General features: G+C 53.7%; 9 protein-coding genes. 1 reads left to right on the forward strand and 8 read right to left on the reverse strand.

Features of this window, described 5'->3' with window-relative positions; genetic code table 11:
- Positions 1-5: 5 nt before the first annotated feature.
- The 8 genes from LQE92_RS02815 to LQE92_RS02850 all read right to left on the reverse strand — a co-directional run bounded on the left by LQE92_RS02815 (position 6) and on the right by LQE92_RS02850 (position 7,913).
- On the reverse strand, positions 6-1,688 hold the full coding sequence (locus LQE92_RS02815) for an amino acid ABC transporter ATP-binding/permease protein (RefSeq protein WP_231061485.1): 1,683 nt from the start codon (positions 1,686-1,688) through the stop codon (positions 6-8).
- A complete protein-coding gene (locus LQE92_RS02820; protein ID WP_231061486.1) occupies positions 1,681-3,396 on the reverse strand; it encodes an ABC transporter ATP-binding protein/permease in 1,716 nt (571 codons plus the stop codon). The genes LQE92_RS02815 and LQE92_RS02820 overlap by 8 nt, the downstream gene beginning before the upstream one ends.
- The gene (locus tag LQE92_RS02825) at positions 3,389-3,709 is read right to left on the reverse strand and encodes a nitrous oxide-stimulated promoter family protein (RefSeq protein ID WP_231061487.1); all 321 of its coding nucleotides are present in this window, start codon (positions 3,707-3,709) and stop codon (positions 3,389-3,391) included. Before LQE92_RS02825 ends, LQE92_RS02820 begins: the two co-directional genes overlap by 8 nt.
- A 242-nt stretch (positions 3,710-3,951) precedes the next feature.
- Complete coding sequence (locus LQE92_RS02830; RefSeq protein WP_231061488.1) at positions 3,952-6,027, reverse strand: heavy metal translocating P-type ATPase; 2,076 nt, start codon at positions 6,025-6,027, stop codon at positions 3,952-3,954.
- A gap of 43 nt (positions 6,028-6,070) precedes the next feature.
- A complete protein-coding gene (locus LQE92_RS02835; protein WP_231061489.1) occupies positions 6,071-6,364 on the reverse strand; it encodes a DUF6110 family protein in 294 nt (97 codons plus the stop codon).
- 65 nt (positions 6,365-6,429) lie between these two features.
- Complete coding sequence (locus tag LQE92_RS02840) at positions 6,430-6,852, reverse strand: flavodoxin (RefSeq protein ID WP_231061490.1); 423 nt, start codon at positions 6,850-6,852, stop codon at positions 6,430-6,432.
- A gap of 31 nt (positions 6,853-6,883) precedes the next feature.
- Positions 6,884-7,438 (reverse strand): DUF3793 family protein, encoded by a 555-nt coding sequence (locus LQE92_RS02845; RefSeq protein ID WP_231061491.1) that lies wholly within the window; start codon positions 7,436-7,438, stop codon positions 6,884-6,886.
- Positions 7,413-7,913 (reverse strand): metal-dependent transcriptional regulator, encoded by a 501-nt coding sequence (locus LQE92_RS02850; protein ID WP_334301386.1) that lies wholly within the window; start codon positions 7,911-7,913, stop codon positions 7,413-7,415. Before LQE92_RS02850 ends, LQE92_RS02845 begins: the two co-directional genes overlap by 26 nt.
- A gap of 435 nt (positions 7,914-8,348) precedes the next feature.
- Between LQE92_RS02850 and LQE92_RS02855 the strand changes: the two genes are divergently transcribed.
- Entirely contained in the window at positions 8,349-15,917 is a 7,569-nt protein-coding gene (locus tag LQE92_RS02855; protein WP_231061492.1) for a DUF7507 domain-containing protein, read from the forward strand.
- Positions 15,918-16,027: the final 110 nt, after the last annotated feature.

Raw genomic sequence — 16,027 nt, forward strand, 5'->3', positions numbered from 1 at the left:
TTACATTACCTCTCTTTTCTGATCGTTCCCCGGTCTATGGCATAGACCCTGTCGGCTATGGCCATGGTCGATGCCCGGTGGGAAACCAGGATGATACATTTGTTCTGCCTCTCCCGCCGGATGGACCGGAGTATGATTCCCTCATTGATACTGTCCACATTACTGGTCGGTTCGTCCAGAAGGATGACCGGGCTGTCATGGAGAAAAGCCCGGGCAAGGCCGATGCGCTGTTTCTCACCGGCGGACAGATTGTCCCCCAGGGCTCCTGCCCGCGTCTGGTATCCCTCCGGGAGCTGCATGATAAAATCATGAACCGATGCTTTCCGGCAGGCCCGGGCGATCTCTTCCATGGACGCGTTCGGCTTCGCCATGCGCAGGTTCTGTTCTATGGTCTCATCAAATATATAAGTTGACTGGCTGACCATAGTCACATTGTCAAGAAGGCTCTCCGAATTTATCCGGTCGATGTCAGTTCCATTATACAAGATCTCACCGCTGTCCTTTTTCCAAAAACGGAGAAGAAGCTTTAACAATGTGCTCTTTCCGCATCCAGACGGTCCGACGATACCGACGATCTCACCCCGGCGGGCTGTGAGAGACACATGTCTTAATACTTCCTCTTCTTCGTAGCAAAAGCTCAGATCCCGGACCTCCAGGCTTTCAAATTCAAAGGTCCTTCCATCCGTCACCGGCTCCGCGGCCGGCTTTTCTTCCATGAGGTCCAATATCCGGTCGCCGCTGGCAAAGGTCTGGGTCAGATTCCCCGGAAGAGCAGAGACAGCTATGACCGGCCCAAAGGAACTGAAAATGGCCGCCACTCCTGCGATCATCCTGCCCGCAGTCAGCATTCCGGCAGAATAAAGGCCTATCCCGGCAAACAGAGAAATCATGATGAATACGGAAACACACAGCTCTGTTGTCCCGGCTGCCAGCGCAGAAGCGTGTTTGGAAAGGGCCGTCTGTTCCTGCAGCCGTTCCGACCTTACCTCTACCTCACCGGCCCGCGCAGGTCCCGCATTATTCAGCACAATATCCTTCACCCCTTTAACGCTGTCCAGAAAATAACCGTTGAAAGAAGCAAACTCTCTCCGGTAAGCCACGCCGGAAGGACGGAGCTTTCCGCTGGAAACAAGAGGTATGGCAACGCCGATGACGAGATATCCGATAAATGCCGCCAAAGCCAGATACCAGCTGGAATACAGGCCCACGAAAAGCAGCATGGATAAGGACACCAGCACCGCGATACAAACAGGCGAGACAGTATGGGCATAAAACACCTCAAGGGTTTCAATATCAGCAGTGAGCATGGCGATGATCGCCCCCTTCTGCTTACTTTCCAGCTTTGCGGGGCAGAGTATCCGGAGGGCCCGGAAGATCTTATCCCGGAGAACAGCCAGCAGCTTGAACGCGATATAATGGTTGCTGTACTGTTCTCCCAGGCGAAGCACGCCGCGCAGTACGCCGCAGCCGACCGTCAGAACCATGAGCTGCCCGTAGGTCAAGGGGAGCGGCTCGCCTAAAAGCTTGGCAATGCCCAGAGAGCCGAAGACTGGAACTCCAATAGCACAGAGAAATCCCAATACGCCGCCTATGACAGCCAGCAGAATGACCCATGCAAGGCTGCCTGCCAGCACGATCAGACGGGCCATAATGGAAACACCTCCCCGCCGTTCTTTTTTCTCAAGCACGGATATCCACCTCCTCCAGCTGTTTCTGAGTTTGATACATGGTCCGGTAAACGCCGTCCTGCTCCATAAGCCTCTCATGGCTGCCCGACTGGGCCACCTTCCCTTCTGAAAGAACATAAATGTTGTCCGCACGGACCACGTTGGCCAGACGATGGGATATCATGATCACTGTTTTCTCCCCAGAAAGGCGCAGAATATTATCCATGATGATCGTCTCACTTTCCACATCAATGTTGCTGGTCGCCTCGTCGAAGATGTAGATATCCCGGTCCGCCGCCAGCGCAATCGCCAGCGCAAGACGCTGCTTTTGTCCGCCGGAGATATTAGCCCCGTCTTCTGAGACCATTTTGTCCAGACCTCCGGCGTTTCTTATAAACCGATCCAGGTTGACAAGTCTCAAGGCTTCCCATATCATCTCTTCCGTGACATCAGGAGCCGCCAGCAGAAAGTTTCCGCGTATCGTATCATTGAATATATAAGTGCTGCAGCTGACCACAGACAGTTTCCGGTAATACCCTTCCCGGTTCAGACTTTCAACCGGCCGCCCTCCAGCCCGGACACAGCCGCTCTGGGGCCGCTGTCCGCCGGTCAGCAGAGAGATCACCGTACTTTTTCCGGTGCCGCTCTCACCCGCCACTGCTGTCATGGCATGTGCAGGAAACGACATTGTCACATCCCGGAGCACCTGCCGGCTGCCGTCATAGGAAAACGAAACATGCTCCATGGAAAGCTCTGTTCCCTCCGGTTCCTCTGTCCCCCATTCCGGTTCCTCTGTTTCCAAAAGCCGGATAATCTTCTGTCCAGCAGAGGCACCGTTCATGGCCACATGGAAGGCGCTTCCCAAGCTCCTCAGGGGCAGGAAAAATTCCACCGCTACCAGGATCAAGAACAGAGAGACCGCCACAGGTCCCCCTCTTAAGGCGGCCAAAACGGCAAAGCAGATGCCGGCTCCGGCTCCTCCGTATGCGATCAGATCCATGATGGTAGTGCTGGCCAGCTGCATGACCAGCACCTTCATCGTAATCTTCCGGAATTCCTCCGCCTGCTCATTCATTTTCTCGTTTCTGGCCTCATCGGCCCTGAAGATCTTCAGTTCCTTAAGTCCCTGTACGCTGTCCAGAAAACCGTCTCCCATGGATGTATATTTCCCCCAGTATTTCGCAAAAATCTTTTTCGCGTATTTGGACACCGCCACAATGGAAACAGGAATCAGCGGCACACAACACAAAAGCACCAGGGATGTCCTCCAGTCCAGAAAAATGCAGACGGCAAACAAGATCACAGGCGCGATCATCGCATAAAAGAACTGGGGCAGATAAACGGCATAATACAGATCCAGCTGCTCAATTCCTTCCATGGTCACCTGGGTCAGGCCCGCCATGGACATCTCCTCCGCCGAACGGACGCCCAGCCGTAGGATTTTATCATAGGCACGGCTCCGGAGGCCGCTTTTGACCGCGTTTCCAAGGCGTGTCTTGATATCTCCTGACTTGACTGTAAGACAATAGCGGACTGCGGCCCCGGCTGCCATCAGGAAAAAGGGCACCCAGTAATTACCGCCTCCCCCTGCGACAGCCAGATGAAGAGCCAGGCAGATGCCGGCTGTGACACACAAACTGGCAAACAGGCTGCCTATGTTCAAAAAGACCGTGTAGACGATATATTTCCGCTGGCCCTGAACCAGAGCCAGCAGTTTCTTGTCAATCATGCTTTTGCTTCCTCCTGTCCTTCCTCATCTCCGCCATGTGGCGCAGGGCGATCACCGGATGATAAAATAACATCCGAGGTCCGGCATACCGCATTACCTGTCTGATCTTTTCTTTTTTATCCGGTTTATAGCAGTGTATCCTGCAGTTGCTGCAGAAGGGCTTCTGATCCCCATGGGGACATTTTGACAATCGCAGCTCAGCATAATCCAAAAGTTCTCTGCACTCAGGACACAGAGTTTTCTGCTTATGCTTTCCTCTGCAGTAAATAGAAATCATGCAGGACACCGTTTCTTCCTCTTTTTGTCGCTTCATAATATAAATACTCCTATCTTCTGTGATCGCAGCAGCAAAGAAAACGCCTCAAATATATAGTTAGCCACATCTAACTCACTGTCAAAAAATAAAGGCCTGATTCGCGGCTTCTTTCATATCATACAACAAAACTGAAAATTTTTCAATAAGACGTTTAATATATTTAACACAAAAAAACGCCTCGAACCAAGGCGTTTTTTCTATCTTATCCTATATCACAGCAGGTACGCACGGAATCCGGCCTACTCCAGCAGATTATTCATACTTCTCAAGCTGATTCCAATCGTAGAGGCATTGTGCAGCAGAGCAGAAGTTGTGGGCTGTATCACACCTCCCACCCCCAGCAATATCAGACATCCGTTTACACCCAGGATAACTCTGTAATTCTGCCTGATCCGCCGCAGCATAGCCTTGCTCAGCCTGCGCAGCGTCAGAAGTTCCCTCAAGTCGTCCGCTGATATGGTGATATCAGCAATCTCCCTGGCGATCGCGGCCCCGCCGCTGACAGCAATGCCCACATCGGAAGCCGACAGAGCCGGAGAATCATTGATGCCGTCTCCCACCATAACGACCTTATTTCCTTCTCTTTTTTCCCGTCTTACAAATTCTGCCTTATCCTCCGGAAGAACCTCAGAATAATATTCATCGACGCCAATCCTGGAAGCGATGGCCGCAGCGGTCCGTTCACTGTCTCCTGTCATCATGACCACCTTCCCAAAGCCTTCCCGTTTCAGAGCCTGTATCACTTCACCAGCCTCTTCGCGCACAGGATCTTCAATGCAGATTACCGCTTCCAGTTTATCTTCTATCGCCAGATACAAATGGGAATATTCTACAGGAAGCTGTTCAAACCTCTCCCTATATTCCTCACGGACGTTACATCCCTCGTCCTCAAAAACGAAATGGCTGCTGCCTATCACCACCCTTTTCTCATCAATATAAGAGGCAATGCCATGGGCTACGATATAGTCCACCCTGGAATGCATTTCTTCATGTTCCAGATGCCGATCCTTTGCGGCGCGTACTACAGCCTTTGCCATAGAATGGGGAAAGTGCTCCTCCAGACAGGCCGCCACCTTGAGCATTTCATCGGTACTGTTCTCTCCAAAGGAAAGGATTTCTTTTACCGTCGGCTGCGCCTTTGTCAGAGTTCCCGTTTTATCAAACACGATTGTTGACGCGTCTGCCATAGCCTCCAGATATTTTCCGCCTTTGACGGTGATCCTAAAGGCATTGGCCTCCCGGATCGCGGAAAGCACTGTAATGGGCATAGCCAGTTTGAGCGCGCAGGAAAAATCCACCATCAGGACTGACAGTGCTCTCGTCACATTTCGTGTGAAAAGCCACGCGAGACCTGTTCCCAAAAAAGTATACGGCACCAACCGATCGGCGAGATGTTCTGCCTCACTTTCCACCGCAGATTTAAGCTTCTCTGACTCTTCGATCAGCGTAATGATCTTTTCATACCGGGTAGAACCGGACACTTCCCTGACCCGTATCGTCAGTTCTCCTTCTTCAACAGCCGTACCTGCGTAGACATATCCGTCCATGTCTTTTTTTACAGGAAGCCCTTCACCTGTCAAAGATGCCTGGCTGACCATGGCCTCTCCTTCCACGACGACCCCGTCAAAAGGAATCATGCTTCCCATATGAACCACTACCTGATCTCCGGGAATGATTTCGGAAGCATCCACCGAAATCTCCTGCCCGTCCTGCTTAAGCCAGACCTTTCCCACATTGAGAGACATGCTCCTGGCCAGATCTTCGACCGATTTCTTGTGGGTCCACTCTTCCAGTATATCTCCGATGCCCAAAAGAAACATCACAGAACCTGCGGTTCCGAATTCCCCGCGCAGCATGGACACGCCAATGGCAGTCATATCCAATACCGGGACCTCTATCCTTCTTTTTAAAAGACAGCCAAAACCTCTCTTGAAATACAGAAGAGATCTGCAGACGATATACAGACAACGGGCAGGGTAAGGAAGCAGCCATTTTCTGCATAGATAGTACACTGTCTTTTTTATCAGCCTTTCCCGATATCTCACATTCAGACCGCGCCCCGAGTTCTCAAGAATCTCCTGAGGAACCGCGGCATTTTCAAACCGAAACTGCCGCAGCGCCCGTATCAGAGCTTCTCTTTCTCCGCTATACACCACTGCCGCATCTGCCGTCTGCTCATACACCTTGGCCGTTTGGACCTGTTTCAGATGCTCCAGGAAATAAAGCAGAACGTCCGCCTCTCGGAAAGACATCCCCGGCAGCAGCAGATGAACTCGGATACGTCCTTTAATCTCATGCTTTATTACAAATTTCACTTTGTATCCTCCTCAGGAAATGTTTCCGCGGTCCCATATTTTCCTATTCTGCCGTCTCCGGGGTTTTTTCGCTGTCTTCCTCATCCACAAATGCCTCTGCTGCTTCTTCTGCCCGCTTTTCATTTATCTGCTTTGCTTCCGCTAGAATATCCTCTGCATTTTCCTGAACAGTGGACACGGTCTTCATGACTCCGTCTTTTGCCCGCAGAACCGCCGCCGTGCAGTGAACATACGCCTTTTTCGCATCCTTTCCTGACAGAATCTTGATACCTGCGGTACCAAACAGAACCCCGCCCAGAAAAAGACCAGCTCTTCTTATGTAAGAACCTTTTATCATTGTGATTACCTCCTTTTATCTATGCCTGCAGCCGGTGTATAAAACCGCAGTGAAACGTATCGCTGTCAGGCCAGGGCCTTTCCCAGCGCGGCGCAGGCAGCCGCCGCTTCTTCATCCGGCGCCTCATTGCAGATCACACTCTCGCAGGCCAGCTCGGCTCCGTCATCCCGGCAGGTCTCCTCCCAAGTACGCATCCATTCACCATCGCCCCAGCCATAAGATCCGAATAAGGCAATCTTTTTGCCTCGCAGCTTTGCCTCGCAGGTACTGAACATCGGTTCAAATTCCGTTTCTTCCAGCTCCTCCGCGCCCATGGAGGGGCAGCCAAACGCCACCGCGTCAAAGCCGTCCATCATATCCGCGCTGAACCCGTCACAGGTAAATAAGGAGACATCGGCCCCGGCACCCTTTGCCCCTGCTGCCACATGATTGGCCATTGCCTCTGTATTGCCGGTTCCACTCCAGTAAACTACTGCTACTTTACTCATATCATACCCTCATTTCTTTTGATTTTTATGGTCAGGCCGCTACGGTGAGCTGCCAGACAGTCCTTCCCTGGTTCCAAAGTTTTACATAAATCTCACGGCATTTTTCCATGCGTTCAAAAAGCCTCTTTGCTTCATATTCGTCGCCGTAGACCTGCCAGCATCCGCTGCACTTGCTGTTTTTCCCTGAATTTTGAATAAATCCTTTGACGTCATCCAATGGATATCCCAGAAAAACGCCGATTTCATGAGGAAATGCGTTGTTTTCCCTAAGCCTTTCCTTAAGCCGCCTCAGAGCATATTCTGCATTTGTGCCGCAATACCCATATTCTGCGAGAAATTCCTCCACGCCAGGCTTCCTCAGATCTTTTTGTAAATGAGATCTCCGGTACACATAAATCAGAGCCCTGTCCCTGCGGCGCCTTAAGACAGACAGGAAAAGGCCTTTTTCCATGAGTCTTTCATTCCAGTCCTTCAGCTGTTCTTCTACCCCTGCCTCAGCAGTCACAGAAAGGCAGAACAAGCTGGCCGTCTTTAAAGATGCCAATGTAGGAGCGCAATGCTCAATCAAATGCTTTTCCAGCAACATCCTCACCTCCGCCGCTCTCCATCTCTTTTTCCAAAAAAAGATTCTCTTCCTCCCGCGCTTCTTCACAGCTTGTTTCGGTGTTTTCACTGAAATCGGAAGGCGGTGACATTCCGTTCTCAAGGAAGTATCTCTTCAGAGCTTCAAAGCTTTCTCCGCTTATCACATGTTCCATCCGGCAGGCATCCTGCAAAGCAGTCTCCCGGCTGACTCCAATGCGCGACAGGATCTCGGAAAACAGCAGATGTCGCTCATATACCGTTTCCGCCAGCTTTCTTCCCTCTGGAGTAAGAGAAATCTCGTGTTTTGCATCCATTAGGATATATCCGCCTTTTCTCAGATTTTTCATGGCGACACTGACGCTGGCTTTCGATACATTCATCTCGGCGGCGACGTCAATGGAGCGGACTGTCCCTCTTTTATCCTGCAGCATCAGAATTCTTTCCAGATAGTCCTCTCCGGACTCCTTCACCTTCATCCTTCTGCCTCCTCTCTGCTCTGACACAAAGTCTCCTGTCATCCCGACGAAATCTAAAGGCAGACATCCGCCAATCAGCAGCATGCACATGGTTAGTTTTAACTAACCAAAATCAGTTTACTATATCTGCTCCTCAAGGTCAAGTATTTTTTATATTATCAGTCAGGAAATTTTCCGCCCTTCAGCTCGTTCCCTCACTCTGACAAAGTACCAAATACAATCCATCCTGACAGGATATTCCTGTGGAATTTCCGTATCAAGCAGCAGACTCTTCATCTTATACTTGTCCGATTCAGAGGATGTTCCAAACCGCAACGTGCACTCCTCTTTTTACAGGGAATACATTAATATTATACAGGACAGACGGAATTCTTTTTTTATGCCTTCATCCTGTAAATATCAAGATCTGACAGCAACCTAAAGGAGGAATCATATATGCCCGCAACACTCACAGGCACTGTATTTCACGACCTGCAACATGACGGCCAGTTCACCTCAGGTGACCCCGGCATTCCAGGCGTGAATGTCATCCTATATACCGCCCCAGGCTCATCATCCGGCACTCCCGGATGTATCGAGACCACCACAGGGGCAGACGGCCGCTATTCTTTTTCCATTGCGGAGGCCGGAACCTATACCGTATACGAGACCGTTCAGGTCTCCTCTGCCTGCCCGCCGTCCGTCATGGAACAGCCGGCCGGCTATTCGTACTCCAATGGACCCCGAAAAGCGGCCGTTACCGTGACCCAGCAACAGGTCACCGGAAACCAGACCGTTAACGGCCCTGATTTCAGCCATGATACCCTCAATTCTCCTCTTCCCTGCGACGCGGAGATGTATCTGTTTGAAGGGCGGCCGACTAATCGTCTGGGCATCAATCTGGTGACCGGCGCCCAAACGGACTATGGCCCTCTGAATCAAGGAGGCGCCGTCAATGCCATCGGATACTATGTCCTCGACAACCATATTTATGGATACGACCAGACTGCAAACACTCTGGTCCGCGTGGGCCAGGATGCTCAAGACATGCTCCTCTATCCCCGTCCCGCCGGAATGCCGGCAGCCGCCTATTCGGTAGGCGCCATGGATCTGGCCGGCTTCTACTACGTCTTTGCTCCCGGCACGGGAAGGTTCTATACGGTGGATCTGAGGCAGGATTCTCCGACATTTCTGAAGCTCGTGGACCCTTCGAACGGTTATGTGGAGCAGACCGGCAACTACGGCACCCCGCTCTCATCTCCTCTCACTATTGGAGACTGGGCCTTTAACCCGAGAGACAACCGGCTGTACGGGGTAGAGCGAAGCGGTGTCGTATACAGGGTAGACGAAACAACCGGAAATGTCACTCCACTCGATACCACTGGTCCAAACCCCGGTGAAACCTTTGGCTCAGTAGTCATAGACGGAAACGGCAATTTATACGCGGTGAATAACGCGGACGGAACTATTTACCGGTATATCATAAATGGAGACTCTGCTTCCGGCACACGTTTTGCCAGCACACAGGTGGACGCCTTCAATGACGCCGCCATGTGCCCTTACGCGGTCATAGAGCTGGATTTCGGCGATGCACCGGACGCGGGAGGCGGCGGCGGAGCCGGAAACTACAATACGCTCCTGGCAAGCAACGGACCCCGGCATGGCGTCGGCGCCCGCCTCTATCTTGGTACAACGGTGACCGCAGAAGAAGACGCTCATCAAAATGCATCTGCAAACGGGGATGATCTGACCCAGGGCATCCAGGATGACGGCCTTTCCGTTCCTCTTCCAATTCTTTCGGTAAATGCCGCTTCCTATACTCTCAATGTGACTGTGACCAACTATACGGGCAGCGCCGCAAATCTTTACGGCTGGGTGGATTTCAACAAAAACGGACTGTTCGAGGCTTCAGAAGCAGCCGCAGCAGCCACAGTTCCGGCAGGCTCCGGAACAGGCCAATACACCCTTGTTTTCAACCGTCCCGCAGGCACTGTCCTGACACCGGACCATACCTTTGTACGGCTCAGAGTCACCAGCGACAACCTTACCGACACCGGACAGGAGGTGCAGGATACCAGAAGTGTCGGCCCTGCTTCAGACGGTGAAGTGGAGGACTATATTCTGCAGATAGGCACTACCGCCGACTTATCGCTGACCAAGTCGGCTGATCTCCCGGTCCTGCACACAGGAGATACCATTCAATACACCGTCACGATCACCAATAACAGTTCTGAAGAAGCTTTGAATGTCGTTCTGGAGGATATTGTCCCGCCGGAGATTACCGGGGTCATGTACCGTATCGACGGCAGCCCTCTGGATTATTGGCCCGGTTCCCTTCCCCTCGGCACCCTGACCCCCGGGCAGGTCGTCATCGCCACCCTGCAGGGAGTCTTCGACGGAACCACCCTGGGTCCTGTCGTCAATACGGCTACGGTCACAGCATCTTCGGATGACCCGAACCCTGGAAACAATACGGACACGGTCACAACTCCCGTTGAACGTTCTGCCAACCTGGTGATCCAGAAAAGTCCTCAGGCTGCGTCATCCACCATCGGAGAAACGTTTGAATTTCTCATCTCCGTCACCAACAACGGTCCCGATCCAGCTGAAAATACTGATATCACGGATATTGTTGAGTCCGATTTTACTTCTCCGGAGTATTCCCTGAACAGCGGCGCCGACTGGCTCCCCTGGACGGGACAGCTGCCTGCCGGTACTCTGGAAGCCGGCGATATCTTCTCTTTCCTGCTCCGCGGGACCGTAGAATCCGGAAGCTCCAATACCCTTACCAACACGGCTTCTGTGACCAGCAATACCGACGATCCGGATCCTACTGACAACACCGTCACCGTCCAGGTACCGAAAAATGCTTCCGCTGACTTAAGCGTGGCAAAATCGGGAGAACCGGACCCGGCAGGCCTTGGCCAGCAGTTAAGCTATACCATTGTTGTATCCAACAGCGGTCCGTCTCCCGCCGATAACATCACCATAAATGATGCCCTTCCCCTCCAGCTTTTAAATGCGGAATATTCTCTGGACCGCGTGAGCTGGTCGCCTTGGACGGGAACTCTGGCGGCAGGCAGTCTGGAAGCAGGCTCCGTCTATACGGTTTACCTGCGGGGGACTATAGATCCTTCCGCTGCTTCCGGCCCCCTTTCCAACACTGTCACTGTGAACTCCTCTACCCCGGACCCCGACCCGTCCAACAACACGTATACCGAAACGGTGACTATCGAGGACACCGCCAATCTGACCATCACCAAGACGGCGAGTCCCGTGCCGGTGACCTCCGGCGAAACGCTGACTTATACGATCGCCGTCACCAATAAAGGGCCGTCCGCTGCCAGCAATGTAACGGTAACTGACCCTCTGCACGCAGGTATCCTGAATCCAGAATACTCTGTGGACGGCAGTTCCTACACGCCATGGAACGGGCAATATACAGTATCTGCCCTGGCAGCCGGAGCTGTCACCACCATCACAATCCGTGGGACCGTATCTGTATCTCAAGCGGAAAGCCTGGTGAACACCGCTGTCGTCACAAGTGATACCTTGGACCCGAATCCCGATGACAACTCCGCCACCACGGTCACCCCTGCTGCGCTCTCTGCGGACCTGGAAATCACAAAAACTGGCCCTGCCGTGGCCGAGGCCGGAGGTCCTGTCACGTATACCATAACGGTAACAAACAATGGGCCCAGCGATGCTCAGGATGTGTCCGTCACTGATGCTGTCCCGGCAGCGGTGGCCGGAACAGAATATTCCGTGAACGGAAGCGCCTATTCACCCTGGACCGGCAGCTATACCATACCGGTTCTGGCCGCTTCCGGTTCTGTGACGATCAGCATACGCGGAACCCTCAGTCCGTCCGCTTCCGGCAGTCTTACAAACAGTGCATTCGTCTCCTCATCCACGCCGGACCCGGATCTATCCAACAACGATGATTCCGTGATCACGAACGTAACTGCCAGCGCTGACCTCTCCGTCGTCAAAACGGCCTCTCCTGACCCAGCCGTTCCCGGGCAGACTCTGACTTACACTGTCACGATCGGCAATGCCGGACCGTCCGCGGCCTCTGACGTGAGTCTGGCGGATAGCCTGCCGGCTGCCCTGACCGGGGGAGAATATTCCCTAGACGGAACCACCTGGAATCCATGGAGCAGCCCCTATGCCGCCGGGACCATCCAGCCGGGAAGTATCACCACCATATACCTGAGAGGTACGGTGGCTTCTTCCGCAGGCGCTTCTGTGACCAATACGGCCACAGTATCCTCCAGTACTCCGGACCCCGATGCCAGCAACAACACTTGGACCATCGCAACGCCTGTGAGTCTCTCAGCGGATATGTCTGTCACCAAAACGGCCAGCCCTGACCCGGCTGTTCCCGGAAATCTGCTGACCTATACAATTACGGCCTCCAACGCGGGACCGGCCGACTCACAAAATGTTAAGATCACAGATACGGCTCCGTCCCTGCTCTCCAATGTCACGTACTCCACCGACAACGGAACAAACTGGACCACATGGCCGGGAACTCTGGACCTGGGAACGGTCACGGCGGGAAACGATGTGACAATCCTTCTCCGGGGCACGGTATCGGGTGCAGCTACGGGTACCATCCGCAATACGGCCTTGGTCAGTTCTGACACCTCCGATCCCGATCCGTCCAACAATACCGATACGGTCCTGACGCCGGTAAATACCTCCGCGGATATTTCTGTAACAAAAACTGCTTCTCCGACCACGGCAGCGGCCGGCCAGCTTTTGACTTATACTGTCACGGTCAGCAACACAGGACCAAACACCGCTGAAGCCGTAGCTCTGACAGACGCGGTCTCCCCGGATTTGACTCAGGTAGAATTCTCTACCGACGGCGGGACGAACTGGAATCCCTGGACCAGTCCTTACAATATCGGCAATCTGGACAGCGGCACAAACAGGACTGTCCTGATCCGCGGTACCTTGAACGCCGCGGCTACAGGACTGCTCGTCAACGAAGTCTCCGTTTCCTCCGTCACACCGGATCCGGATCCGGACAACAATACGTTTACGCTCCGGACTCCGATAGGAACATCCGCAGATATCTCCGTAACAAAAACAGCCAGCCCCAACCCGGCTGTCCCCGGCGCTCTTCTGTCCTACACCGTCACCGTCCGAAATGCGGGGCCGGATGCCGCCGCAGATGTGGTCCTCACAGATACTGCCGCGTCTGCTTTGGGAAATCCGGAGTACTCTCTGAACGGAGGCGCATACACGGCCTGGACCGGAAGTCTCACGATCGGAAGCCTGGCGGCCAGCGGAACTGCTTCCGTCATCATCCGCGGTACAGTAGGCGCCGGAGACGAAGGGCAGCTCACAAATCAGGCCTCTGTTACCACCGCTACCCCCGATCCTTATCCGGATAATAATACTGTGACAATAGAAACACCCCTGGCCCCGTCGGCAAATCTCTCCATCCAAAAAACCGGTACGCCGAATCCAGCCGTTCCCGGAGAGCTCCTGACCTACACCCTGACCGTCCGCAACGCAGGTCCTTCTCTTGCCAAAGAGATTACTGTCATTGATACGGTTCCGGGAATCCTCTCCGACGCGGAATATGTGGTGGACGGCTCATCCAGCTGGGCCCCCTGGACCGGCACTCACCAGACTGCATCCCTGGCCCCCGGCGCTGTAACAACTCTCACCATACGAGGGACCTTAGATCCATCCGCGGCGGGAACTATTCGAAATACGGCTGTGGTGACGGCCGCCACTCCGGACCCGGACCCCACTGATAATCTTTCGGTGGATGAACGTCCGGCCGCTCCTTCCGCCGACGTCTCCATCAGGAAAACAGCCAGCCCCAACCCGGCTGTCCCCGGCAGTTATGTCATCTACACGCTGACGGCTTCAAACGCGGGGCCGGCGGACGCACAGAATATCACGCTGACCGATACCATGCCCGCACGGCTCACAAATCAGGAATACTCCACCGACGGCGGCAAAACATGGAATACCTGGAATGGAAACTTTAACTCTGCTTCACTGCCGGCCGGATCCACACTGACCGTCATGCTCCGCGGACTTCTGCCTGCCTCTGACACCGGCGGTGTGTCTCTCACCAACACGGCGGTCATTGAAAGTAACACCCCGGATCCGAATCCGGACAATAACACCTCCACGAATGTGACACCTGTGAGTGCGCTGGCAGATCTGGCAGTACGCAAAACTTCGCAGCAGCCCGTGGTTTCACCGGGTGAACAAATCATTTACCGCATTACAGTCAGCAATGCGGGACCGGATGCATCGGAAAACGTCATCATAAGGGATACCGAAGTGACGGGGCAATTGACCGATGTCCAGTACTCTGCCGACGACGGTAAGACATGGAATATCTGGAATGGAAGCTATAACGCCGGAATCCTGCAGCCCAACAGCACACTTCCGGACTTCCTGCTCCGCGGGACCGTACCGGAATCAGCCACGGTCATTACCAACACCGCTTCTGTGAGCAGTGATACGCCGGACCCGGATACTAGCAATAATACGTCCTCCCTCAACATCCGGGCAGAAAATATGGCCAATTTGTCAATCACCAAATCGGCCTCTCCGTCTCCTGCCGTACCTGGGCAGAAAATCACCTACACTTTGACGCTGACTAACAATGGGCCTGGAACCGCCAGGCGTGTCACCTTAGTCGACGCGGTGCCGAGTCAGATATCCGGCACAGAGTTTTCCATTGACGGAGGAGCTACGTGGACACCCTGGAAATCCCCTTATGAAATCGGGTCCATGAACGCCGGAAGCACCACTGTAGTGCTGATACGGGGAACCTTGAGCGTATCGGCATCCGGCACAGTCATCAATACCGCCGTTGTATCCTCTTCCACCCCGGATCCGGTTCCCGGCGACAACACGGCAACCGATACAACTCCTGTGCAGGATGCTGCCGACGTATCCGTAATAAAACTGGCCCATCCGACACCTGCTGTCCCCGGACAATACCTGACCTATACCCTTTTTGTTGCCAACGCAGGACCTGCCGATGCCCACGATGTCCTTCTGACTGACTTAACAAGGAATGCGGAATATTCCCTGGACGGAGGCGTTCACTGGCAGCCTTGGTACGGTTCCTACAAGCTGGGCACCATATCCGGCGGAGCCTCGGCCAGACTTTTGATTCGCACCCTGCTTCCGTCCGACACATCCGGAAGCATTGAGAACACGGCATCCGTATCTTCTTCCACTCCGGATCCGAATCCGGATAACAACACGGATACCATAAATACACCTGTGGCTGTGACTGCCGACCTCTCCGTACAGAAAACGTCTGAGACTGCCGTTGCAAGTCCTGGAGATACGGTGACTTATCAGATTGTCGTGAGAAACCTCGGAACTATACAGGCTGAAAACGTCCGGCTCCGTGATGATATACCGAATGGACTTTCCAACCTGGAATACTCCACAAACGGCGGCGCAAACTGGTCCGCGTGGATCAGCCCCTACCAGCTTGGAAATCTGGAGAATCAGGGAACCAGGACGATCCTGCTCCGGGGGACGGTGACCGCCTCGGCCGGCATCATTGCCAATACCGTATATGTAAACAGCGATACACCGGATCCTGATTATACCAACAACAGAAGCCAAGCCAACGTCACGGTCACCGTCCCTGACGCGGCGGATCTTTCCATTACCAAAACAGCCTGCTCCGATACGGTATGCCCCTGCAGACCCGCGGCTTTCCACATCACCGTGACAAACAATGGTCCCGGCACGGCTAAAAACGTGATAGTCTCCGATCCGCTTCCGTCTGAGCTTCTGCACGGCCGTTATTCCCTGAACAACGGATTCTCATGGCATCCGTGGTCCGGGCAGCTGGCGGCCGGCGATCTGGTAAGCGGTGCGTCGTTCACCATACTCCTCGCCGCAAATGTGGACCGGTGCGCATGCGGGCTGATCACCAATAAAGCTATGGTATCCGCTTCGACTCCTGACCCGAATCCTGACAACAACCGTTCTTCAGCAACCGTACGCATCTGCAGATAAAAAACCGGCACCTGACAACAAAAAGAACTCTATTATTTTACGACGGCCTTTCGGGGCCGTCGTTTTTTATACTCTGACGCCCGGGGTGCGGCAGGGCAGAGGCTGGTGTT

It is taken from the genome of Lientehia hominis (genome assembly GCF_021044755.1).
Classification (GTDB): domain Bacteria; phylum Bacillota; class Clostridia; order Lachnospirales; family Lachnospiraceae; genus Lientehia; species Lientehia hominis.

Coding starts and splice junctions, on each gene's coding strand:
- LQE92_RS02855 (WP_231061492.1), top strand. CDS start 8,349: ATGCCCGCAACACTCACAGGCACTGTATTTCACGACCTGCAACATGAC.
- LQE92_RS02840 (WP_231061490.1), bottom strand. CDS start 6,852: ATGAGTAAAGTAGCAGTAGTTTACTGGAGTGGAACCGGCAATACAGAG.
- LQE92_RS02850 (WP_334301386.1), bottom strand. CDS start 7,913: ATGAAGGTGAAGGAGTCCGGAGAGGACTATCTGGAAAGAATTCTGATG.
- LQE92_RS02845 (WP_231061491.1), bottom strand. CDS start 7,438: ATGTTGCTGGAAAAGCATTTGATTGAGCATTGCGCTCCTACATTGGCA.
- LQE92_RS02820 (WP_231061486.1), bottom strand. CDS start 3,396: ATGATTGACAAGAAACTGCTGGCTCTGGTTCAGGGCCAGCGGAAATAT.
- LQE92_RS02835 (WP_231061489.1), bottom strand. CDS start 6,364: ATGATAAAAGGTTCTTACATAAGAAGAGCTGGTCTTTTTCTGGGCGGG.
- LQE92_RS02825 (WP_231061487.1), bottom strand. CDS start 3,709: ATGAAGCGACAAAAAGAGGAAGAAACGGTGTCCTGCATGATTTCTATT.